Source organism: Dryocola mayonis, assembly GCF_051307045.1.
Taxonomy (GTDB): Bacteria; Pseudomonadota; Gammaproteobacteria; order Enterobacterales; family Enterobacteriaceae; genus Dryocola.
This window is the reverse complement of the sequence record NZ_CP150452.1, coordinates 2,564,768-2,588,112: the sequence shown is the minus strand read 5'-3', so window position 1 is coordinate 2,588,112 and position 23,345 is coordinate 2,564,768. Positions and strand designations below refer to the sequence as shown.

General features: G+C 56.8%; 20 protein-coding genes and 2 pseudogenes. 20 read left to right on the top strand and 2 right to left on the bottom strand.

The annotated features are described in order from the left end of the window. The first annotated feature begins 9 nt into the window (after nucleotides 1-9). From WLO32_RS12520 to otsA, 8 genes and pseudogenes are all read left to right on the top strand, one after another. Nucleotides 10-1,201 (top strand): annotated as a pseudogene (locus WLO32_RS12520) (glycoside hydrolase family 88 protein). A 24-nt stretch (nucleotides 1,202-1,225) separates the two neighbouring features. After that, nucleotides 1,226-1,786: a DJ-1 family glyoxalase III gene (locus WLO32_RS12515; RefSeq protein ID WP_435945434.1), complete on the top strand. Its 561-nt coding sequence runs from the start codon at nucleotides 1,226-1,228 to the stop codon at nucleotides 1,784-1,786. A gap of 55 nt (nucleotides 1,787-1,841) precedes the next feature. Continuing rightward, nucleotides 1,842-2,348, top strand: a complete 507-nt coding sequence (locus tag WLO32_RS12510; RefSeq protein WP_435945433.1) for a cupin — start codon at nucleotides 1,842-1,844, stop codon at nucleotides 2,346-2,348. Nucleotides 2,349-2,616: 268 nt separating this feature from the next. Further along, nucleotides 2,617-3,607, top strand: a pseudogene (locus tag WLO32_RS12505) (arabinose ABC transporter substrate-binding protein). Nucleotides 3,608-3,719: 112 nt separating this feature from the next. Beyond that, complete coding sequence (gene araG / locus WLO32_RS12500; RefSeq protein WP_435945432.1) at nucleotides 3,720-5,234, top strand: L-arabinose ABC transporter ATP-binding protein AraG; 1,515 nt, start codon at nucleotides 3,720-3,722, stop codon at nucleotides 5,232-5,234. 14 nt (nucleotides 5,235-5,248) lie between these two features. Then, nucleotides 5,249-6,250, top strand: a complete 1,002-nt coding sequence (araH, locus tag WLO32_RS12495; RefSeq protein ID WP_435945431.1) for an L-arabinose ABC transporter permease AraH — start codon at nucleotides 5,249-5,251, stop codon at nucleotides 6,248-6,250. A 176-nt stretch (nucleotides 6,251-6,426) separates the two neighbouring features. Beyond that, nucleotides 6,427-7,233: a trehalose-phosphatase gene (gene otsB / locus WLO32_RS12490; protein WP_435945430.1), complete on the top strand. Its 807-nt coding sequence runs from the start codon at nucleotides 6,427-6,429 to the stop codon at nucleotides 7,231-7,233. After that, nucleotides 7,208-8,632 (top strand): alpha,alpha-trehalose-phosphate synthase, encoded by a 1,425-nt coding sequence (gene otsA / locus WLO32_RS12485; RefSeq protein WP_435945429.1) that lies wholly within the window; start codon nucleotides 7,208-7,210, stop codon nucleotides 8,630-8,632. Before otsB ends, otsA begins: the two co-directional genes overlap by 26 nt. 85 nt (nucleotides 8,633-8,717) lie before the next feature. Here otsA and uspC read toward each other — a convergent pair whose 3' ends face one another. Beyond that, nucleotides 8,718-9,140 (bottom strand): universal stress protein UspC, encoded by a 423-nt coding sequence (gene uspC, locus WLO32_RS12480; RefSeq protein WP_435945428.1) that lies wholly within the window; start codon nucleotides 9,138-9,140, stop codon nucleotides 8,718-8,720. Nucleotides 9,141-9,950: 810 nt separating this feature from the next. On the opposite strand from uspC, the gene flhD reads away from it, so the two are divergent. From flhD to cheW, 6 genes are all read left to right on the top strand, one after another. Continuing rightward, nucleotides 9,951-10,301 carry a flagellar transcriptional regulator FlhD gene (gene flhD, locus WLO32_RS12475; protein WP_220667447.1) on the top strand — a complete coding sequence of 117 codons (351 nt, stop codon included), beginning with the start codon at nucleotides 9,951-9,953 and terminating at the stop codon, nucleotides 10,299-10,301. A 4-nt stretch (nucleotides 10,302-10,305) separates the two neighbouring features. Continuing rightward, nucleotides 10,306-10,884, top strand: a complete 579-nt coding sequence (gene flhC, locus WLO32_RS12470; protein ID WP_121269058.1) for a flagellar transcriptional regulator FlhC — start codon at nucleotides 10,306-10,308, stop codon at nucleotides 10,882-10,884. A gap of 131 nt (nucleotides 10,885-11,015) precedes the next feature. Then, on the top strand, nucleotides 11,016-11,909 hold the full coding sequence (gene motA, locus WLO32_RS12465; protein ID WP_435945427.1) for a flagellar motor stator protein MotA: 894 nt from the start codon (nucleotides 11,016-11,018) through the stop codon (nucleotides 11,907-11,909). Then, nucleotides 11,906-12,838: a flagellar motor protein MotB gene (gene motB / locus WLO32_RS12460; protein ID WP_435945426.1), complete on the top strand. Its 933-nt coding sequence runs from the start codon at nucleotides 11,906-11,908 to the stop codon at nucleotides 12,836-12,838. The genes motA and motB overlap by 4 nt, the downstream gene beginning before the upstream one ends. 10 nt (nucleotides 12,839-12,848) lie before the next feature. Continuing rightward, the gene (gene cheA / locus WLO32_RS12455) at nucleotides 12,849-14,852 is read left to right on the top strand and encodes a chemotaxis protein CheA (RefSeq protein WP_435948299.1); all 2,004 of its coding nucleotides are present in this window, start codon (nucleotides 12,849-12,851) and stop codon (nucleotides 14,850-14,852) included. A 27-nt stretch (nucleotides 14,853-14,879) separates the two neighbouring features. Further along, nucleotides 14,880-15,383, top strand: coding sequence for a chemotaxis protein CheW (gene cheW, locus WLO32_RS12450; RefSeq protein WP_435945425.1), 504 nt, complete (start codon nucleotides 14,880-14,882; stop codon nucleotides 15,381-15,383). Between the two features lie 93 nt (nucleotides 15,384-15,476). Here the strand turns inward: cheW and WLO32_RS12445 are convergent, their stop codons facing one another. Beyond that, a complete protein-coding gene (locus tag WLO32_RS12445; RefSeq protein WP_435945424.1) occupies nucleotides 15,477-16,739 on the bottom strand; it encodes a dicarboxylate/amino acid:cation symporter in 1,263 nt (420 codons plus the stop codon). Between the two features lie 257 nt (nucleotides 16,740-16,996). Between WLO32_RS12445 and tar the strand changes: the two genes are divergently transcribed. Genes tar through cheZ form a run of 6 tightly spaced genes read left to right on the top strand, consistent with a single transcriptional unit; the run spans nucleotide 16,997 to nucleotide 23,324 of the window. After that, nucleotides 16,997-18,670, top strand: coding sequence for a methyl-accepting chemotaxis protein II (tar, locus tag WLO32_RS12440; protein WP_435945423.1), 1,674 nt, complete (start codon nucleotides 16,997-16,999; stop codon nucleotides 18,668-18,670). A 57-nt stretch (nucleotides 18,671-18,727) separates the two neighbouring features. Next, nucleotides 18,728-20,332, top strand: coding sequence for a methyl-accepting chemotaxis protein (locus tag WLO32_RS12435; RefSeq protein ID WP_435945422.1), 1,605 nt, complete (start codon nucleotides 18,728-18,730; stop codon nucleotides 20,330-20,332). A 19-nt stretch (nucleotides 20,333-20,351) separates the two neighbouring features. Then, nucleotides 20,352-21,218, top strand: a complete 867-nt coding sequence (gene cheR / locus WLO32_RS12430) for a protein-glutamate O-methyltransferase CheR (protein WP_435945421.1) — start codon at nucleotides 20,352-20,354, stop codon at nucleotides 21,216-21,218. After that, the gene (locus WLO32_RS12425; protein WP_435945420.1) at nucleotides 21,215-22,258 is read left to right on the top strand and encodes a protein-glutamate methylesterase/protein-glutamine glutaminase; all 1,044 of its coding nucleotides are present in this window, start codon (nucleotides 21,215-21,217) and stop codon (nucleotides 22,256-22,258) included. Before cheR ends, WLO32_RS12425 begins: the two co-directional genes overlap by 4 nt. A gap of 18 nt (nucleotides 22,259-22,276) precedes the next feature. Next, a complete protein-coding gene (gene cheY, locus WLO32_RS12420; protein WP_121269051.1) occupies nucleotides 22,277-22,666 on the top strand; it encodes a chemotaxis response regulator CheY in 390 nt (129 codons plus the stop codon). A gap of 10 nt (nucleotides 22,667-22,676) precedes the next feature. Beyond that, nucleotides 22,677-23,324 (top strand): protein phosphatase CheZ, encoded by a 648-nt coding sequence (cheZ, locus tag WLO32_RS12415; RefSeq protein ID WP_435945419.1) that lies wholly within the window; start codon nucleotides 22,677-22,679, stop codon nucleotides 23,322-23,324. Nucleotides 23,325-23,345 lie beyond the last annotated feature (21 nt).

Below are 23,345 nucleotides of genomic sequence, written 5' to 3'. Positions count from 1 at the left end.
GGAGTGGTTATGACCAGGACAGTGAAGACCGAAGCCCTGCGCCCCATTGAGCTTCATCAGGTCGACAGGCACCAGCTTCGCCAGAAGCTCGACGAGGCGCTGGCGCGCGCCGCGCGCAAGCTCGATAAAAATATCGTCGCATTTGGCGACCGCTTCCCCGGCGAGGCCTGTGAAAGCGGGGTCTGGCCGCGCACCGCTAACGTGGAGTGGACCACCAGTTTCTGGCCGGGGCAGCTATGGCTGGCGTGGGAGATGACGGGGGATGAGAAGTACCGCGCCGCCGCCGAGCGCTATTTGCCGTCTTTCGCCGAGCGCATCGAAAAACGTATTGATACCGCGACGCACGATCTCGGCTTTTTATATTCACTCTCTTGCGTGAGCGCATGGCGGCTGACCGGCAACGAGGCCGCGCGAAAATCGGCGCTGCAGGCGGCTGAAACGCTGATGGAACGTTTTAACCCGGTGGCGAAAATTATCCAGGCGTGGGGCGATCTGAACGACCCGGAACAGCAGGGGAGAATGATCATCGACTGCAATATGAACCTGCCGCTGCTGTACTGGGCAAGCGAGCAGACGGGCGATCGGCGTTACGCGCGGGCGGCGACGGCGCACGTGGAACAGGCGGCGAACTATATCGTCCGCGAGGACTCGTCGACCTGGCACACCTTTTATATGGATGTGAAAACCGGCGAGCCGCGCTTTGGCAATACGCATCAGGGCTACAGCGACACCTCCTGCTGGTCGCGCGGCCAGGCGTGGGGCATCTACGGTTTCCTGCTCAGCTATTTGCATACCGGCGATAAAAAAATGGTGGAGCTGTCGCGCAGCCTTGCCCACTACTTTATCAACCGCCTGCCGGAAGACGACGTTTGCCACTGGGATCTGGCGCTGCTGGGAACCGATGCGGTGCGCGACAGCTCGGCGGCGGCCCATCGCGGCCTGCGGCCTGCTGGAGCTGGTGAAAGCTCTGCCGACGCTGGATGAACACCGCGCGCACTATGAAGAGATGGCGCTGCGCATCGTGCTGTCGCTTACCGAAAACTATCTGGCGCGGGACGAGGATCCCACCGAAGGGCTGCTGCAGCATTCGGTTTATCACATGGCGAGCGGCAAAGGGGTCGATCAGTGTTGTAGCTGGGGCGATTACTTCTACCTTGAGGCGCTGGCGCGTTTACGTCAGGTCTGGTATCCCTACTGGTGAATTGCTGTACAAAGGAGATCGGAGATGAAAAGCGTTGCCGTATTGCTGGCGCCCGGCTTTGAAGAGGCGGAGGCCGTGGTCACCATTGATATTTTGCGCCGTCTGAATATTCAGGTTCAAACGCTGTCGTGCGTGGATAACCGCACGGTAGTGAGCTATCACGGCATCCCGATGGTGGCCGACGCCGTTCTGAGCGAAAGTTTCGACAGCACGTTTGACGCCGTTGTTTTGCCCGGCGGCCCGGAGGGCAGCATGTTTCTCGCGCGAAGCGCCAGCGTTATCGCGTTTGTTCGCCGCCACGACGAGCAGGGCAAGTTTATCTGCCCCATCTGTTCTGCCGCCGCGCGCGTGCTGGGCGGCAACGGGCTGCTCAAAGGCCGTCGCTACGTCTGTTCCGGGGACTTATGGCAGCAGGTGACGGACGGCGTGTATAGCGATGCCGACGTGGTTGAGGACGGAAATTTAATCAGCGGCAGAGGGCTTGGGAAGGTGTTTGATTTCGCCCTCACCGTTGCTGCAAGGCTTAACGGCGATGAGGCTGCCGCCTGCGATCACGCGCAGCATATTTACTATCCCTGGCGATGAATAACTCGTTTGGTGCGGTCGTTTCTATACTTACTCTTTTACCGAGGAGAAAGAAATGGCGACTGAACTGGAAACTCTGGCCCTGAACCAGCCGAGCGGCGGCGTGCCAAACAGCGCGCTGCCGCTCGTGCTTTATCATCACGTCTCCCACGAAGAAAACCTCGCCGAAGCTTTTGAGCGTCTTTTCGCCAGCAACGGCTGGCCGCCGCGCTGGCGCTATCCGGTCTTTACCTACACGCACTTTCATTCCAACACGCACGAAGTGCTGGGCGTTTTCGCGGGCAGCGCGAAGATTCAGTTTGGCGGCGAAACCGGCCCGGTGGTCGATATCTCGCGCGGAAACGCCGTCTTGATACCGGCGGGCGTGGGGCATAAGCAAATCGACGCCTCGGAAGATTTTATGTGCGTGGGGGCTTATCCCGACGGTTTTTCGCCGGATAAGTACCTTGACCAGCCGGGGCAGCTTGCGCAGGTACAGGCAAATATCGCTAAGGTTCCCAGGCCCGATCGGGATCCGGTAACCGGCCCTGGCGAAGGCATCAATACGCTGTGGCAGCCGTAGCCAGGCCGCAGGGACGCGCTGGCTAACCTTATGGACAAATCAGCTAATCAATAAAGCATTCATCATACATATCCCGCCCGTTTTATGGCTTAAATTGCTGAATCTATGCACGTCTTTACTGTAATTCTGCGGTGTGATTTCGCTCTCCTATGGATGATTAATTTCCCGCTAAAACTATCTCCAGCTCGGGTTGTAAAAACCGCTGATGCTAAAAGCTTGTTTTACATCGACCTTACCTTACGAATAAAAAAATCGATCTGGAGTACGCATGCACAAATTTACTAAAACGCTGGCGGCCATCGGCTTCGCGGCGGTTATGTCACAATCCGCTATCGCCGAGACCATGAAATTAGGTTTCCTGGTCAAACAACCTGAAGAGCCGTGGTTCCAGACGGAATGGAAGTTTGCCGATAAGGGCCGGCCAGGACCTCGGCTTTGAAGTGATTAAGATTGCCGTACCGGACGGCGAAAAAACCCTCAACGCTATTGACAGCCTGGCCGCCAGCGGCGCTAAAGGCTTTGTTATCTGCACCCCGGACCCAAAACTGGGCTCGGCGATTATCGCGAAGGCCAAAAGCTACGACATGAAAGTGATTGCGGTGGACGATCAGTTCGTCACCGCGAAAGGCAAGCCGATGGAAACCGTGCCGCTGGTTATGATGGCCGCCACCAAAATCGGCGAGCGTCAGGGCCAGGAGCTGTATAAAGAGATGCAAAAACGCGGCTGGGAGGTAAAAGACTCCGCCGTGATGGCGATTACCGCCGATGAGCTGGATACCGCCCGTCGCCGCACCTCCGGCTCGATGGAAGCCCTGAAGGTCGCGGGCTTCCCGGAAAAACAGATCTACAAGGTTCCAACCAAATCGAACGATATCCCCGGGGCGTTTGACGCCGCCAACTCCATGCTGGTTCAGCATCCTGAAGTGAAGCACTGGCTGATCGTCGGCATGAACGACAACACCGTGCTGGGCGGCGTGCGCGCTACCGAAGGCCAGGGCTTTAAGGCGCCGGACGTGATAGGCGTGGGCATTAACGGCGTGGATGCGGTAAGCGAACTGTCAAAAGCCCAGGCCACCGGCTTCTACGGTTCTCTGCTGCCAAGCCCGGACGTACACGGCTATAAGAGCAGCGAAATGCTTTACAACTGGGTGACCAAAGACGCTGAGCCGCCGAAATTCACCGAGGTAACCGACGTGGTGCTGATCACGCGGGATAACTTTAAAGAAGAGCTGGCGAAAAAAGGGCTCGGCGGTAAGTAATCAATACGGCGGATGGCGCGTGCGCTTATCCACCCCAATACCGCATTCCTCAATCCGGAACACAGGTCGGGCAAGCGCAGGCCGCCGCCCGACATCAGGTAAAGGGTAAATCATGCAACCACAAACACCGTATCTCTCTTTTCGTGGTATCGGCAAAACTTTCCCCGGCGTGAAAGCGCTCCAGGATATCAGCTTCGACTGTTATGCCGGGCAGGTGCACGCGCTGATGGGAGAAAACGGCGCGGGTAAATCCACGCTGCTGAAGATCCTCAGCGGAAACTATGCTCCGAGCCAGGGCAGCATCGTTTTACGCGGCGAAGAGGTCGCTTTTAGCGACACCACCGCGGCGCTTAACGCAGGCGTGGCCATCATCTATCAGGAGCTGCATCTGGTGCCGGAAATGTCGGTTGCCGAGAATATTTACCTCGGCCAGATCCCGCACCGGGCCGGCTTTGTGAACCGCTCTTTGCTCAATTACGAAGCGCGGCTGCAGCTGGAGCACCTTGGGCTGGATATCGATCCCCAAACGCCCCTTAAGTACCTCTCTATCGGCCAGTGGCAGATGGTGGAAATCGCCAAGGCGCTTGCCCGCAACGCGAAGGTCATCGCTTTTGATGAGCCAACCAGCTCGCTCTCCCGGCGTGAAATCGACAATCTCTTCCGCGTCATCCGCGAACTGCGCGCGGAAGGGCGGGTGATTATTTATGTCTCGCACCGCATGGAGGAGATCTTTGCGCTAAGCGATGCGATCACCGTGTTTAAAGACGGGCGCTACGTGCGCACCTTCGATGATATGCAGCAGGTGAATCACGATTCGCTGGTGCAGGCCATGGTCGGGCGCGACCTCGGCGATATCTACGGCTGGCAGCCCCGCGAGCAGGGGCCGGAACGGCTGCGGCTGGATGAGGTGAAGGCGCCGGGCGTGCGCATGCCGATCTCCCTTAACGTGCGCCGCGGCGAAATCGTCGGGCTGTTTGGCCTGGTGGGCGCCGGGCGCAGCGAACTGATGAAAGGCTTGTTCGGCGGCACGCGCATCACGGGCGGGCAGGTGTGGATTGACGGCGAAGCCGTCGCCATTAATAAACCCGGCGACGCCATTCGCGCCGGAATGATGCTCTGTCCGGAAGACCGCAAGGCCGACGGCATCATCCCCGTCCATTCGGTGCGGGACAATATCAATATCAGCGCGCGGCGCAAGCATATCAGCGCGGGCTGTCTGATCGATAACCAGTGGGAGAGTGAGAACGCCGCCGCGCACATTCGCTCATTGAATATTAAAACGCCGTCTGCGGAGCAGCTGATAATGAACCTTTCCGGCGGCAATCAGCAAAAGGCCATTCTGGGGCGCTGGCTGTCCGAAGAGATGAAAATCTGCCTGCTTGACGAACCTACGCGCGGCATCGACGTGGGCGCGAAGCATGAAATTTATAACGTAATTTATGCCCTCGCGGCCCAGGGCGTGGCGGTGCTGTTTGCGTCGAGCGATTTGCCCGAAGTGCTGGGCCTTGCGGACCGCATCATCGTGATGCGCGAAGGGGAAATTGCCGGCGAGTTGTTGCATGGCGAGGCCAGCGAGCAGCAGGCGCTGAGTCTGGCGATGCCTAAAACCAGTGCGAGTGCAGCATGAGTAAGGGGAACAAAATGTCATCATTAACTAAATCCGACGCGCCGGGAACGGCAGGCGGCGCGCGCAGGTCGACGTTAAGCCTGGGACGCATCTGGGATAACTACGGCATGCTGGTGGTGTTCGCGGTGCTGTTTATCGGCTGTGCGATCTTCGTGCCCAACTTCTCCTCCTTCGTCAACATGAAGGGGCTGGGGCTTGCCATTTCGATGTCCGGCATGGTGGCCTGCGGCATGCTGTTCTGCCTGGCCTCGGGGGATTTCGACCTCTCCGTGGCGTCGGTTATAGCCTGCGCAGGCGTAACCACCGCCGTGGTCATCAACATGACCGAAAGCCTGTGGATCGGCGTCGCGGCAGGCTTGCTGCTCGGCGTGTTAAGCGGCCTGGTGAACGGCTTTGTTATCGCCCGGCTGAAAATAAACGCGCTGATAACGACCCTTGCCACCATGCAAATCGTGCGCGGCCTGGCCTATATCATCTCTGACGGTAAAGCCGTGGGCATCGAGGACGAGCGCTTCTTTACGCTTGGCTACGCCAACTGGTTCGGCCTGCCTGCGCCAATCTGGCTGACGGTGGGCTGCCTGATTATCTTTGGCTTCCTGCTTAATAAAACGACCTTCGGGCGCAACACGCTGGCGATTGGCGGCAATGAGGAAGCGGCGCGGCTTGCGGGCGTGCCGGTTGTGCGCACCAAGATTATTATCTTCGTGCTGTCGGGCCTGGTCTCGGCAGCGGCGGGTATTATCCTCGCCTCGCGCATGACCAGCGGCCAGCCGATGACCTCGATTGGCTATGAGCTGATCGTGATTTCAGCCTGCGTGCTGGGCGGCGTTTCGCTTAAGGGCGGCATCGGCAAAATTTCATACGTAGTGGCGGGCATTCTGATTCTCGGCACCGTGGAAAACGCCATGAACCTGCTGAATATCTCCCCGTTCTCGCAGTACGTGGTGCGCGGCATGATCCTGCTGGCGGCGGTGATTTTCGACCGCTACAAACAGAAGGCCAAACGCAGCGTATAACGTTTTTTCACCGTTCGCTTCAGACTCCTCCTAATCGCAGCGCCAGTCCCCATAAGGGCTGGCGATTTATCTTATAAAATTGCCACACTGCTCTGCCTGTCTATACTTACATGGCTAATATTAATTTTAAGTTATCGGATCGGTGAATATTTTCACCTATTAAGGAGGAGCCACAGGTGGCTGAAGTCGTATCTGTACCGCCTTTACTTTCCGGCAATCTTGCCTTTTTCTTTGACCTCGATGGTACTCTGGCTGAAATCAAACCGCACCCGGACCAGGTTTACATTCCGGCCGCGGTGCGCACCCTGCTGCAGAAAATGTCCGTGATGAGTGATGGGGCGCTGGCATTGATCTCAGGGCGCTCCATGGCCGAGCTGGACAAGCTCGCCACGCCATTCCATTTCCCTCTTGCGGGGGTTCATGGAGCGGAGCGCCGCGATATCAATGATAAAACCCATGTCGTGACGCTGCCGGCACCGCTGGTTAAAACCCTGCATCAGGAACTTACCGAAGCGCTGGCGCTGCTGCCGGGCACCGAGCTTGAAGCCAAAGGCATGGCCTTCGCGCTTCACTACCGCCAGGCGCCGGAGGCGGAAGAGGCAATCATGTGGCTGGCGCAAAGGCTGACCGAACGTTTCCCGGAGCTGGCTCTGCAGCCGGGGAAATGCGTCGTGGAGCTCAAACCGCTGGGCATTAATAAAGGGGCCGCTATTCGGGCCTTTATGCAAGAAGCGCCGTTTAAAGGCCGCACCCCGGTCTTTATTGGCGATGACCTTACCGACGAGGCCGGATTTAAGCAGGTTAACGCTCTGGGAGGAGTGACGGTCAAAGTCGGTGCGGGAGACACCCTTGCAACATATCGCCTCGCCAATGTCAGGATGGTTTATCACTGGCTGGGCAAGCTTACGCACCATATAGAACAACAACAAAAGACAGAAACTTTACGGGGAGAAGATTATGAGTCGCTTAGTAGTAGTCTCTAATCGCATTGCACCACCAGATGACAAGAAAGCCGGGGCCGGCGGGCTGGCGGTGGGTATTTTAGGCGCCCTTAAGGCCGCGGGCGGGCTGTGGTTTGGCTGGAGCGGGGAGATCGGCGATCCCGATGCGCCGCTGCAAAAGGTCACGCGGGGCAACATCACATGGGCTTCATTTAACCTGTGTGAGCAAGATTACGAACAATATTATCTGCAGTTTTCTAACGCGGTCCTGTGGCCGGCTTTCCACTATCGCCTCGATCTGGTGGATTTCCAGCGTGAAGCCTGGGAAGGCTATGCGCGGGTAAATACCCTGCTGGCGAACAAGCTTAAGCCGCTGGTGGAAGACGACGATATTCTGTGGATTCACGACTACCACCTGCTGCCGTTTGCTGCGGAATGCCGCAAGCAGGGGCTTAATAACCGCATCGGCTTCTTCTTGCACATTCCTTTCCCGACGCCGGAAGTGTTTAACGCGCTGCCGCCGCATGAAGATCTGATTGAAGCGCTGTGCGATTACGATCTGCTGGGCTTCCAGACCGAAAACGACCGCCTGGCGTTCCTCGACTGCGTGGCGAGCATGACGCGCCTTGGGAACCAGGGTAAGCATCAGCATCAGGCCTTCGGCAAAACCTTCCGCACGGAAGTTTATCCTATCGGTATCGAGCCGGAAGAGATCGCGCAGAACGCCAAAGGGCCGCTGCCGCCGAAGCTGGTGCAGCTTAAGGCGGAGCTGGGCAATATCAAGAACATATTCTCCGTCGAGCGTCTGGATTATTCCAAAGGGCTGCCGGAGCGATTTCTCGCCTTTGAGGCGCTGCTGGAGAACTACCCGCAGCACCACGGCAAAATCCGCTACACCCAGATTGCGCCCACCTCCCGCGGCGACGTGCAGGCCTATCAGGATATCCGCCACCAGCTGGAAACCGAAGCCGGACGCATCAACGGCAAATACGGACAGCTGGGCTGGACGCCGCTTTACTATCTCAACCAGCACTTTGACCGCAAGCTGCTGATGAAGGTCTTCCGTTATGCCGAAGTCGGGCTGGTTACGCCGCTGCGCGACGGTATGAATCTGGTGGCAAAAGAGTACGTTGCAGCCCAGGATCCGGCCAACCCCGGCGTGCTGGTGCTGTCGAAATTCGCCGGTGCGGCTAATGAATTGACCTCGGCGCTAATTGTTAATCCTTACGATCGGGACGACGTGGCAAGCGCGCTCGACAGGGCGTTAACCATGCCTTTAGCCGAACGAATTTCGCGCCACAGCGAAATGATGGAAGTGATTTGCCGCAACGACATTAACCACTGGCAGGAGAGGTTCGTGGACGATTTAAAGCAGGTAACGCCGCGTAGCGATGCGTCGCACCTGCAGCAGAAAGTGGCGACTTTTCCAAAACTGGCATGATGTTATAAATAACGGGTAGCGATAAGGCTACCCGTTTTTACGTCATATTTAGCAGGAGATAAGCGTTAATAACCGCCGTCGCTTCTCAAACCAGCGGCACCAGCAGCACATCAATTTTACTCGACGCAACCACCGCTTTTGCAGAACAAATCGCTTTGTTGAAAAAGCCCTGATTGTGGTTGCCGCAGACCACTAAATCCACATCCTGCTTCTCACACACCGCCAGAATATGCTCGCTGAGTTCGCCCGTCGCAATCACGGTGCTCTCAATGGGATATCCCGCTTTATCCGTCAGTTCGTCCAGAAAAATCCGCGTCTCTTCGAGCATCAGCTCGCGCAAGTTTTCCATCATCGGCGCGGCGAGCTGGTTGTAGATTTCCGGATCGGAAGCCAGCGTTATCAGTGAGATACGCCCGTTAACGGGTTTAACTATCGAAACGGCCTTTTGTACCAGCCGATGGCTTTCCGGCGTGACGGCGACGGCTACCAACACGTGCGTATAACTCATCTCAACCTCCTGTGGCTCCCGGTACCCTGTGCTTAAGCATCTCATACCTTAGTTTTAACATCTGCGCAACGACAGTAACCGTAAGAAATGTGAGTCTGCTCATGAAAATAGTTCAGTTATTCTTATGTAATGAATTTGCAACATATCCAGCTAGCAGAAAAGCGCCAATAAACCATCCAACTTTAGAATTATTTTTAATGCCAAAATGCGATAGTAACCTGGGTAAACCAGCGCATCTGTAATAGTCATTAGCAGTTAAAGTTCAAAAATGATTTAATTTAACCTTTTGATAAATATAACTTTAATCGCTTATTGGCCGACGAAGCGTGATCCGCTTAACACTTTTGCAGTTGGCAGAAAAAAGGAACTAGTTGAAAAGTCACCAAATTGTTGTTCAAAAGTGAAGCTATTCCCCGGCCGCAGCGTCGGAAATTCCTGATTTGCTTAAAAAACGCTCAATTGAAAAGCCTGGCTGATGGTTTTGCCCGATATATAGGGTAAATTTATGTGATCCACGTCACATAAATTCTAAAATCGCGGCTGGCCGCATTGTATGTGCTATGTGCTACGAGTAGAGTTTGCGCGAATTAGGAAAAATCTTAGTTTTTTGTAAGAAAGCTGAGAAAGACGTTACGCATTCTGACAGCTTCAGGCTGTGGTTTTACCTGGCAGGGCCGCCGGCGGAGCACGACATCAACTAATGCATTTTTGGCCTTAACGTTTGCTTCACTTTTACCGGGTTTACCCGGCGACATCACGGGGTGCGGTTCAACCGCATACAATAATAGTTGGTTATTCTGGATGGGAAAAATGCATACATCCGAGTTGCTAAAACATATTTACGACATTAATTTGTCTTATTTACTGCTTGCACAAAGGCTTATTAGTCAAGATAAAGCTTCGGCGATGTTTCGTTTAGGGGTTGGCGAAGATATGGCTAACACCTTAAGGGAATTAACGCTGCCACAAATGGTGAAATTAGCGGAGACCAATCAGCTGATTTGTCAGTTCCGTTTTAGTGATAACCAGACTATTACTCGCTTAACGCAAGACTCGCGTGTGGATGATTTACAACAAATTCATACGGGTATTTTGTTATCCACCCGCTTATTAAATGAGGTGTCAGTCAGCGACGAGGCACCTAAGAAAAAAAGGGCGTAACAAAATGAGCGAAAAAAGCATTGTCCAGGAAGCGCGCGACATACAGTTAGCGATGGAGCTTATCACGCTGGGTGCCAGGCTGCAGATGCTCGAAAGCGAAACGCAGCTTAGCCGCGGTCGTTTGATCAAACTTTATAAAGAGCTGCGCGGCAGTCCACCGCCGAAGGGGATGCTGCCTTTCTCCACGGATTGGTTTATGACATGGGAGCAGAATATCCACGCGTCGATGTTCTGTAACGCATGGCAATTCCTGTTGCGTAGCGGACAATGCGGCGGCGTCGACGCCGTTATTAAAGCCTACCGTTTGTACCTGGAACAGTGTCCTTCGCAGGCCGACGGCCCGCTTCTGGCGCTGACCCGCGCCTGGACGCTGGTGCGGTTTGTTGAAAGCGGAATGCTCCAGCTAAGCCGCTGCAACTGCTGCGGCGGCAATTTTATTACCCATGCCCACCAGCCGCCGGGCAGCTTCGCCTGTAGCTTGTGCCAGCCGCCATCACGAGCGGTAAAAAGACGTAAACTTTCTGCAAACGCTGCCGATATTATTCCACAACTGCTGGATGAACAGGTAGAACAGGCCATTTAACAGGCCTTGTGTGTACGAGCATTCCAGCAGCGGTAAGCGATTACCGCTGCTTTTTTTTGCCCTGTGCAAGGCCCCTTTGAGGCCGCCTTCCTGTAAGTCCTCGCCACACACCACAGCAGAAGGACTGACTCGTGTTGATATTAATAGGTTACCTGGTTGTACTCGGGACAGTATTCGGCGGCTATATGATGACCGGTGGTCACCTGGGGGCGCTCTATCAGCCCGCGGAGTTTGTCATTATAGGTGGCGCGGGTATTGGGGCCTTTATCGTGGGCAACAATGGTAAAGCGATAAAAAGCACGCTTAAGGCGCTGCCGCTGCTGTTTCGCCGCTCGAAATACACCAAAAGCATGTATATGGATTTAATGGCGCTGCTTTATCGCCTGATGGCGAAATCTCGTCAGCAGGGAATGTTTTCTCTTGAGCGCGACATTGAAAATCCTAAAGAAAGCGAAATTTTTGCCAGCTATCCGCGTATTTTAGCCGACGCCACGATGCTTGATTTTATCGTTGACTATTTGCGTCTGATCATCAGCGGAAATATGAATACTTTCGAAATCGAAGCCCTGATGGATGAGGAAATTGAAACCCACGAAAGCGAAACGGAAATACCGGCAAACAGCCTCGCGCTAATGGGCGATTCGCTGCCCGCGTTCGGTATTGTCGCGGCGGTGATGGGCGTGGTGCACGCTCTGGCCTCAGCCGACAGGCCGGCGGCCGAACTCGGCGGGCTGATTGCTCATGCGATGGTGGGGACCTTCCTCGGCATTCTGCTGGCCTACGGGTTTATTTCCCCGCTGGCAACCGTGCTGCGTCAGAAAAGCGCGGAAACCACCAAGATGATGCAGTGCGTCAAAGTAACGCTGCTTTCAAGCCTTAACGGCTACGCGCCGCCAATCGCCGTCGAGTTCGGCCGTAAAACGCTCTATTCCAGCGAACGCCCCTCCTTCGTCGAGCTTGAAGAACACGTCCGTGCCGTCCGCTCTCCGAATGCCCAGGCGCGCGCCACGGAAGAAGAAGTATGAAGAATCAGGCCCATCCCATCGTTGTCGTAAGACGGCGCAAGCACAAAGGCCACGGCGGCGGACACCACGGCGGCTCCTGGAAGATTGCCTACGCGGATTTTATGACCGCCATGATGGCGTTCTTTCTGGTGATGTGGCTGATTTCCATCTCCAGCCCCAAAGAGCTGGCGCAGATTGCCGACTATTTTAAAACCCCGCTAAGCGCTGCGATAACCGGCGGACAGCGCATCGCCGACAGCTCAAGCCCGATTCCCGGCGGCGGCGATGACGTCACCCAGCAGCAGGGCGAAGTGAAAAAAAATCCGGATATCGACGAGCTGAAAAAACGCATGGAGACCAGCCGCCTGAAACGCCTGCGCGACCAGCTCGATCAGCTTATCGAGGCCGATCCGAAGCTGCGGGCGCTGCGTCCGCATCTGCAAATCGACCTGGTGCAGGAGGGGCTGCGCATTCAGATTATCGATAGCCAGAACCGCCCGATGTTTAAAAACGGCAGCGCGGAAGTCGAGCCCTACATGCGCGATATTCTGCGCAGCATCGCGCCGCTGCTCAATGATATTCCGAACAAGATTAGCCTCTCCGGCCACACCGACGATCTGCCGTACGCCATGGGCGAACGCGGCTACAGCAACTGGGAGCTTTCCGCCGATCGCGCGAACGCTTCCCGTCGCGAGCTGATATACGGCGGATTGGCCGACGGCAAGGTGCTGCGCGTGGTGGGCATGGCCTCCACGATGCGGGTAACCGACCGCGGGCCGGAAGATGCCATAAACCGTCGCATCAGTTTGCTGGTGCTAAATAAACAAGCCGAACAAGCCATCGTGCATGAAAACGCAGAGAGCGACAATCAACCGTTGAGCACTCTGAAAGAACCTGCTGCCGTGGCTCCGGCGCAGTCCACTTTACCGCCACAACCAGGTACGAGGTGATAGCGTGAGCATGGATATCAGCGATTTTTACCAGACATTTTTTGACGAAGCCGACGAGCTCTTGGCTGATATGGAACAACACCTGCTGGACCTGGTTCCCGAAGCGCCAGATTCAGAGCAGCTGAACGCCATATTCCGCGCGGCCCACTCGATAAAAGGCGGAGCCGGCACCTTTGGCTTCTCCGTTTTGCAGGAAACCACCCATTTAATGGAAAACCTGCTCGACGAGGCCCGTCGCGGCGAAATGCAACTTAATACCGACATTATCAACCTGTTTTTGGAAACCAAAGATATTATGCAAGAACAGCTGGATGCCTATAAAAGCTCAACGGAACCTGACGCTCAGAGCTTTGACTATATCTGTAAAGCGCTGCGCCAGCTGGCTCTTGAGGCCAAAGGCGAAGCGGCCGCCGCGCCTGCGAAGCTGACCGTCGTTGAAAACGAGGCGCCGGCCCAGGCGGCGGCCGCTGCGAACGACGGCAGGCTGCGCGTGGCCATCAGCGGGCTTAAGGAAAGCGAGCGCGATCTGCTGCTCGAAGAGCTCTCAAACCTCGGTACCCTTAGCGACGTCGAAAAAGGCGCAAGCTCGGTTACCGCGACGCTTGAAACCAGCGTCAGCGCCGATGACATCACCGCCGTGCTGTGCTTTGTCATTGAACCCGAGCAGATTGCGTTCCTGCCGCTGGCGGCGAGCGCTGCGGTGATGGAAGTGGTTGCGGAAACGGCTCCGGTAGCCGTTGCGGCCCAGGCCGCTGCGGTAGCGGAAGTGGCGGCACCGGCGGCAAAACCTGTCGCCCGCGCGGAAAAACCTGCGGCGCGCGTAGCTGAGTCCACCAGCATTCGCGTGGCGGTGGAAAAGGTCGACCAGCTGATTAACCTGGTAGGCGAGCTGGTGATTACCCAGTCGATGCTGGCCCAGCGTTCTAACGAGCTGGATCCGGTTAACCACGGCGAGCTTATCACCAGCATGGGGCAGCTGCAGCGCAACGCGCGTGATTTACAGGAATCGGTAATGTCGATTCGTATGATGCCGATGGAGTACGTCTTCAGCCGCTTCCCGCGGCTGGTGCGCGATCTCGCCGGTAAACTCAACAAGCAGGTGGAACTGACCCTGCTGGGCAGCTCTACCGAACTGGATAAGAGCCTGATTGAACGCATTATCGATCCGTTAACGCACCTGGTGCGCAACAGCCTCGATCACGGCATCGAGTCGCCGGAAAAACGCCGCGCGGCCGGTAAGTCTGAAGTCGGCAACCTGACGCTATCCGCAGAGCACCAGGGCGGCAATATCTGCATCGAGGTGATTGATGACGGCGCCGGCCTGAACCGCGAACGCATCCTGGCGAAGGCGCTTTCGCAGGGGATGGCGGTGAACGAAAACATGTCTGACGACGAGGTCGGCATGCTGATCTTCGCGCCGGGCTTCTCCACCGCCGAGCAGGTGACCGACGTTTCCGGCCGCGGCGTGGGCATGGACGTGGTGAAAAGAAACATCCAGGAAATGGGCGGCCACGTTGAGATCCAGTCCAAAGCGGGCAGTGGTACCACCATCCGCATTTTGCTGCCGCTGACGCTGGCCATTCTTGACGGCATGTCCGTCAAGGTCGCCGATGAGGTGTTTATCCTGCCGCTGAACGCGGTCATGGAATCCCTGCAGCCGAAAGATGACGATCTGCATCCGCTAGCGGGCGGCGAGCGCGTGCTTGAGGTGCGCGGCGAATACCTGCCGCTGGTCGAGCTGTGGAAACTCTTCGATGTGGAAGGGGCGAAAACCCAGGCCACGCAGGGCATCGTCGTTATCCTGCAAAGCGCGGGCCGCCGCTACGCGCTGCTGGTCGATCAGCTGATTGGGCAGCATCAGGTTGTGGTCAAGAACCTCGAAAGCAACTATCGCAAAGTGCCGGGCATTTCTGCCGCCACCATTCTTGGGGACGGCAGCGTCGCGCTGATTGTTGATGTGTCCGCGCTGCAAAACTTAAACCGTGAACAACGTCTGGCCGGCACCGCCGCCTGATCCTGCAAGATAAAAATAGGTACGCAAATGAACGCATTAACCAATGTGACAAAATTGACCGGCGAGCCGTCCGGTCAGGAGTTCCTGGTGTTTACTCTCGGCGACGAAGAGTACGGTATCGACATCCTGAAAGTGCAGGAGATCCGCGGCTACGACCAGGTTACCCGTATTGCCAACACTCCGGCATTCATTAAGGGCGTCACCAACCTGCGCGGCGTAATAGTGCCGATCCTGGACCTGCGCGTGAAGTTCGCGCAAAGCGACGTTGAGTACAACGAAAACACCGTGGTTATCGTGCTCAACCTCGGCCAGCGCGTGGTAGGCATAGTGGTGGACGGCGTTTCTGACGTGCTGTCGCTGACCGCCGAGCAGATTCGTCCGGCGCCGGAGTTCGCCGTCACGCTTTCTACCGAATACCTGACCGGCCTTGGCGCGCTTGGCGACCGTATGCTGATTCTGGTGAACATTGAGAAGCTGCTGAACAGCGAAGAAATGGCGCTGGTCGACGTGGCGGCCAGCCGCGTAGCTTAAGTAACTTTCGCGGTGGATAGCGCTTCGTTTATCCACCCTGCATTTCTTACAGGGCGGACAGGGCCTGCGCCATCCGCCCTGCAAATCCCGCAGTTAAGCCTCTATTTCTTCCCCAATCGCAGCCGTCTCTTCAAGCAAACCTTCGTTTTTCGATAGCATCGCCGTGGCGACGCCGTTGCCCAGCACGTTGATCGCCGAGCGGCCCATATCGAGGAAATGGTCGATGCCCATCAGCAGTAAAATCCCCGCCACGGGAATGTTAAAGCTCGGAATGGTCGCCGCCAGCACCACTAAAGCCGAGCGCGGCACCCCGGCAATGCCTTTGGAAGCCAGCATCAGGGTTAACATCAGCACCAGGATTTCCGAGAAGGAGAGGTGGATATTGTACGCCTGGGCGATAAACATCGAGGCAAACGAGCAGTAGACCATCGACCCGACCAGGTTGAAGGAGTAGCCAATCGGCAGCACGAACGAGGCAATGTTGCGCGAGCAGCCGAAGCGGGTGAGCTGATCGAGCGTTTTAGGGTAGGCCGCTTCGGAGCTGCTGGTGGTGAAGGCCACCAGCACGGGATCTTTTAGCATCGCCAGCAGGCGGAAGATATCGCCCTTAAGCACCATATAGCCGACGCTAATCAGCACCATGCAGGTCAGCACTATCGCCAGGTAATAGCCGCCGATAAAGGAGGCGTAGTTAAGCAAAATGCCCAGCCCTTCGGTGGCGATAACCGAGGAGATAGCCGCGAAAATGGCCAGCGGCGCGACATACATCACATAGCCCGTCACCTTCAGCATAATGTGCGAAACCACGTCCAGCGCGGCGACCAGCGGTGAGTTAAACTTCTCGCCAAGCGATGCGCCCGCGATGCCGAAGAACAGCGAGAACACCACGATCTGCAAAATTTCGTTGTTTGCCATCGCGCCGGCGATGCTGGTAGGGAAGGTATGGGCGATAAAGCTTTTTAGCGACATGCCGCTGACCGCAAGGCCGGTCTGCACGTCGCCCTGCGGAATTTGCAGATTCATGCCGGCGCCGGGATGCTGCAGCGTGACGATAAACAGCCCCACGAGGATAGACAGCACCGAAGAAGAGACAAACCACACCATGGCTTTGCCGCCTACGCGGCCGATGGTGGCGGTTTCGCCCATGCGCATAATGCCGACGGTTAGCGTGCTGAAGACCAGCGGGGCGATAACCATTTTAATCAGGCGAAGGAAAATATCGGTGAACAGCGTGATGTTGTCGGCGTAGTTTTTAACGGTGTCGGCGGCGGCGTATTCATGAATTGCCGCCCCGCTAAGAATGCCCGCGATCATAAATAAGATAATGAATAACGTGAGTTTGTTTGAGCTTGCCACTTACGTAATAACCCCTGTGATGATTAAGATTAACAAATACGCAACTTGTTGAGCGCTATGCTTTTTTTATAATTGTCCAACAAATGTGCAGGGCATAAACTGAAGCAAAGCGCCGGCAGATTCAACAATTTTTTACTTTTTATTGTCTTTGTTGTTTTTACCGCTTTATTGAACCAATAAGACTCATCCTAATTTCACGTAAAGTTCCCCTGGCGCATGCCGATAACCCTGATATCAAGTCATTCATAGGGTGTTATATGTTGAACCGTATTCGCGTTGTCACCATGCTGATGATGGTGCTGGTAGTGTTTGCCCTGCTGCAGCTCATGTCGGGCGGAATGTTTTTTAACGCTTTAAAAGATAATAACGATAACTCCAGAATTACCCGTGAGTTACGGGTTCAACAATCCGAGCTGCACTTTGCCTGGGACCTGATGCTGCAAACGCGCATTAACCTCAGCCGTTCGTCGGCTCGCGCCCTGCTGGACGCCAGCAACGGCCAGAGCGCGGCCAAAACCGATCTGCTCAACACCGCGAAGGCGACGCTTGCTGAATCAGGCAAGCATTACGCGGCCTTCAGGCAGATTCCGTCGGTGTCGGCGGAAATGGACGCGGTGGTGAAAAGCATCGATGTCGATTACCAGAATTATCATCAGGCGCTCAGCGAGCTGATTGGCTATCTGGAAAGCGGGAACCTGGACGCCTATTTCGCCCAGCCTACCCAGGGGCTGCAAAACGCCCTCGAGAAAGTCTTCAAGCAGTATCTGGCCCTTAATGAAAGCAACTACGAGCAGACTTATCTCACCAGCAACGCCGATTACAGCTTCGCCAAATGGCAGATGGGCGGCCTCGCCTTAGCCCTTGCTGCGGTCATCGTGCTGGTGTGGTTCGGCATTCGCAATATTCTGCTGAAACCTTTGTCCGTCGTCATCGGCCATATCCGTGAAATCGCCAGCGGCAACCTGACGGAAAATATCGTCGCGCAGGGCCGCAACGAGATAAGCGAGCTTACGGCAAGCGTGCGGCATATGCAGCAGGAGCTGATTATCACCGTGGGCAGCGTGCGCGAAGGTTCCGACGCCATTTACAGCGGCGCGACCGAAATTGCCGCGGGCAATAACGATTTGTCATCGCGCACCGAACAGCAGGCCGCCTCGCTTGAGGAAACCGCCGCCAGCATGGAGCAGCTCACCGCCACCGTGAAGCAGAACGCCGAGAATGCCCGCCAGGCTTCGCAGCTGGCGTTAAGCGCCTCCGAAACCGCTTCTCGCGGCGGGAAGGTCGTCGACGGCGTGGTGAAAACCATGCACGAAATCGCCGGCTCGTCGAAGAAAATCGCTGATATCACAAGCGTTATCGACGGCATCGCCTTCCAGACCAATATCCTTGCCCTGAACGCCGCGGTAGAAGCCGCGCGCGCCGGCGAGCAGGGACGCGGATTTGCGGTGGTGGCAGGAGAGGTGCGCAACCTGGCAAGCCGCAGCGCGCAGGCCGCCAAAGAAATCAAATCCCTGATTGAAGATTCCGTCTCCCGCGTGGATACCGGCTCCGTGCTGGTGGAAAGCGCCGGGGAAACCATGAGCGATATCGTCAGCGCGGTAACGCGCGTCACCGACATCATGGGTGAAATCGCTTCCGCTTCCGATGAGCAAAGCCGCGGCATCGACCAGGTGGCGCTTGCCGTTTCAGAGATGGATCGCGTAACCCAGCAGAACGCCTCGCTGGTGGAAGAGTCCGCCTCTGCCGCGGCGGCGCTGGAAGAGCAGGCCAGCCTGCTTACCCAGTCCGTCGCCGCTTTTCGTCTGGAGACCGAAGGCGCCGGGCCGCGGGTTACCGCCGCGCCTGTAGCCGTCGCTACGGCCGGCGCTGCGAACCTTGCCGTGCGCAAACCAGCCGTCGCCGGCGGGGACGATAACTGGGAAACATTCTAATCACCCTTTCTGACCACTAATGAACGCCGGCAGACGTGCCGGCCGAGGGAAGCTTTGATGTTAAACCGTATCCGAATTTCGACCAGTCTGTTTTTGATTTTGATCCTCTGCGGCCTGCTGCAGATTGGCAGTAATGGCTTGTCCTTCTGGGCTTTTCGTAATGATTTTCAAAACCTCAGGATGGTCGAGGCGAGTAATCAACAGCGGGATACGTTAACCCAAAGCCGGGCGGCCCTGTTGCAGGCCAGCACCGCCTTAAGCCGCGCCGGTACGCTGACCGCCCTGAGCTATCCGCCGGAGGATATTAAGCGCCTGATGGCGAACGCGCGCGGCAGCCTCAAGCAGGCGGACATGCTGTTCAACCAGTTTATGGAAATCCCGCCGACCAGCAAAGAAGGCGAGGAGATGATGGCGTCAACGAAGCAGAGCTACGCCGCCTATCGCGATGATTTACAGCATCAGTCCACCTGGCTTGAGAGCAATCAGCTTTCCGATTTCCTGAGCGCGCCGGTGCAGAAGTCGCAGGATATTTTTGACGCCAACTTCAACGCCTGGCAGCAAAGCATCAACGATATCGTGGCCGAGGCCAGCGGCGACAGCCAGGAAAACTATCATATCTCCGCGGTAATTTTTGGCAGCGTGACGGTGATTGCCATCCTGATGCTGCTGGGTTCCCTTGCCTGGTCGCGCAAGATGATCGTACAGCCGCTGGCGATTGTGCGTAACCACTTTGACCGCATTGCGGCAGGCGATCTGGCGAAGCCCGTCGCCGTCTTCGGGCGTAACGAAATCTCGGAGATTTTTCACAGCCTGAGAAATATGCAGGAGTCGCTCAAAGGGACGGTGAGCGAAGTGCGTGCCGGCAGCAGCGCCATGCATACCGGCATCGCCGAAATCGCGGCCGGCAACAACGATCTTTCGGCGCGTACCGAGCAGCAGGCCGCTTCGCTGGCGGAAACCGCCGCCAGCATGGAGCAGCTGACGGCGACCGTCGGCCAGAACGCCGATAACGCCCGTCAGGCCGCGCAGCTTTCCCGCAGCGCCGCGGATACGGCGAAGCAGGGCGGACAGCAGGCGGCGAACGTGGCCCGCACCATGCATGAAATCGCCGGCAGCTCGCAGAAAATTGGCGATATCACCAGCGTTATCGACGGCATTGCCTTCCAGACCAATATCCTGGCGCTGAACGCCGCGGTAGAAGCCGCGCGCGCCGGCGAGCAGGGGCGCGGCTTTGCGGTGGTGGCAGGTGAGGTGCGCAACCTCGCAAGCCGCAGCGCGCAGGCGGCAAAAGAGATCAAAGTGCTGATCGAAGAGTCCGTCGACCGGGTGCAGCAGGGCTCGCAGCTGGTGGATTCGGCGGCCACGACTATGGCTGAAATCGTGCGTTCCGTAACGCAGGTGAACGACATTATGGGAGAAATTGCTTCGGCGTCGGACGAGCAGCGCCGGGGAATTGAGCAGGTCGCTCAGGCAGTAAGCCAGATGGATCAGGTTACGCAGCAAAACGCCGCCTTAGTAGAAGAAGCGGCAGCCGCAACCGATGCCCTGGCCAACCAGGCTGAACACTTAACCGGTGTAGTCTCTGTGTTTAAACTGGCAAACGTTGCAGATCAACGTGAAACCGGGGAAATCGAAACCTCCGGGGTGCTGGCCACCCCATGATTGTGACTGAGAAGGCGCTATGACATCACCCCAGTCCTTTGGACAAACGTCATTAATGTTACAGATGACACAGCGTCTACCGCTGTCCGACACGCATTTTCGTCGGATATGTCAATTGATATACCAACGCGCAGGGATTGTGCTGGCGGACCACAAGCGGGATATGGTTTACAACCGCCTGGTTCGCCGCCTGCGCACCTTAGGGCTTGATGACTTTGGGCGCTACCTGGGCATGCTGGAGTCCAACCCCAACAGCGCGGAGTGGCAGGCGTTCGTCAATTCGCTGACCACCAACCTGACGGCGTTTTTCCGCGAAGGCCACCATTTCCCGGTGCTCGCGGACCATGCGCGCAAGCGCAACGGCGAGTATCGCATCTGGAGCGCCGCGGCTTCCACCGGGGAAGAGCCGTACTCTATCGCGATTACGCTTGCCGATGTGTTGGGCATGGCGCCGGGGCGCTGGAAGGTGTTTGCCAGCGATATCGACACCCAGGTGTTAGAGAAGGCGCAAAGCGGCGTTTATCGCCAGGAGGAGCTGAAAACGCTCTCTGCGCAGCAGATGCAGCGCTATTTCATGCGTGGAACCGGCCCGCACGAAGGGCTGGTCAGGGTCAGGAGCGAACTGGCCAGCCACATTGAATTCGCCAGCATCAACCTGCTGGATAAACAGGCGCCGGTGCCGGGCCCCTTTGATGCGATTTTCTGTCGTAACGTTATGATTTATTTTGATAAAACGACACAGCAGGACATTTTAAGCCGCTTTGTACCCCTGTTAAAACCGGGCGGGTTACTGTTTGCCGGACATTCAGAGAACTTCAGCAACCTCAGTCGTGATTTCTGGCTGCGTGGCCAGACGGTTTACGGGCTGAGTAAGGAAAGATCATGACAAAAATAAGAGTGCTGTCCGTTGATGACTCCGCCCTGATGCGCCAGATCATGACAGAAATTATTAACAGCCACAGCGACATGGAAATGGTTGCCACGGCGCCGGACCCGCTGGTTGCCCGCGATCTGATTAAAAAATTTAACCCGGACGTGCTGACGCTGGACGTGGAGATGCCGCGCATGGACGGGCTGGACTTCCTCGAAAAGCTGATGCGCCTGCGTCCGATGCCGGTGGTGATGGTGTCGTCCCTGACCGGAAAAGGCTCGGAGGTGACGCTGCGCGCGCTGGAGCTGGGGGCGATAGATTTCGTCACCAAGCCGCAGCTGGGCATTCGCGAAGGGATGCTCGCCTACAGCGAAACCATCGCCGAGAAGGTTCGTACCGCCGCGAAGGCGAAGCTGGCGGCGCCCGCCGCGGCGCCCGCGCAGCTTAAAGCCGGTCCGCTGCTCAGTTCCGAAAAGCTGATTGCCATCGGCGCTTCTACCGGCGGCACGGAAGCTATTCGCCACGTGCTGCAGCCGCTGCCGCTTTCAAGCCCGGCGGTGTTGATTACGCAGCATATGCCGCCGGGCTTCACCCGCTCTTTCGCCGAACGGCTAAATAAGCTGTGCCAGATCTCGGTGAAAGAAGCAGAAGACGGCGAGCGCGTATTGCCCGGCCACGCCTATATCGCGCCCGGTGATAAGCATATGGAGCTGTCGCGCAGCGGCGCGAACTATCAAATCAAATTACATGACGGCCCGCCCGTGAACCGGCATCGCCCGGCCGTGGACGTGCTGTTCCATTCGGTGGCGAAATTTGCCGGGCGTAACGCCGTGGGCGTGATCCTCACCGGAATGGGTAATGACGGTGCCGCCGGGATGCTGGCGATGCACCAGGCCGGGGCCTGGACCCTGGCGCAAAACGAAGCAAGCTGTGTGGTGTTCGGCATGCCGCGTGAGGCCATCAATAGCGGTGGCGTCAGCGAAGTGGTCGATTTAAGCCAGGTAAGCCAGCAAATGCTGGCGAAAATTAGTGCCGGACAGGCAATACGTATTTAACAAAGGAGCCCGGATTTTATGGCCGACAAAGAGCTGAAATTTTTGGTGGTAGACGATTTTTCTACCATGCGTCGCATCGTACGTAACCTGCTGAAAGAGCTGGGTTTTAACAACGTCGAGGAAGCGGAAGACGGCGTGGATGCGCTGAACAAGCTGCAGGCCGGCGGTTTTGGTTTCGTCATCTCCGACTGGAACATGCCGAACATGGACGGCCTTGAGCTGCTGAAAACCATTCGTGCCGATGGCGCCATGGCGGCGATGCCGGTACTGATGGTCACTGCGGAAGCGAAAAAAGAGAACATCATCGCCGCAGCACAGGCCGGGGCCAGCGGGTACGTTGTGAAGCCGTTTACCGCCGCGACCCTGGAAGAGAAGCTGGGCAAGATCTTCGAAAAGCTTGGCATGTAAGGAGGGGCATATGCACTCATCGACAAACCCGGCGATGGAGCTACATCAGTCGCCTACAGATATCATTGCGCGCATTGGCAGCCTGACCCGCATGCTGCGCGACAGCCTGCGCGAGCTCGGTCTGGATCAGGCCATCGCCGAAGCGGCGGAGGCCATTCCGGACGCCCGCGATCGCCTGGATTACGTGGTGCAGATGACCGCGCAGGCCGCCGAGCGCGCGCTGAACTGCGTTGAGCTTTCTCAGCCGCACCAGAACAAGCTGGAGTCCGGCGCGAAAGCCCTGACCGGACGCTGGGACGCCTGGTTCGAAAATCCTATTGAGCTAAGCGATGCGAAAGAGCTGGTGACCGATACCCGCAAGTACCTCTCGGGCGTGCCGGAGCACACCAGCTTTACCAACGCGCAGCTGCTGGAAATCATGATGGCGCAGGATTTCCAGGACCTGACCGGTCAGGTTATCAAGCGCATGATGGACGTAATCCAGGAGATTGAGCGCCAGCTGTTAATGGTGCTGCTGGAAAATATGCCGGAGCCGGACGCGCGCGCTAAACGCGTTAACGACGGCCTGCTCAACGGTCCGCAGATGGACGTTACCGCCGCGGGCGTGGTCGCAAGCCAGGACCAGGTTGACGACTTGCTGGACAGCTTAGGATTTTAACCCGGCGGCGGACGGCGCCGG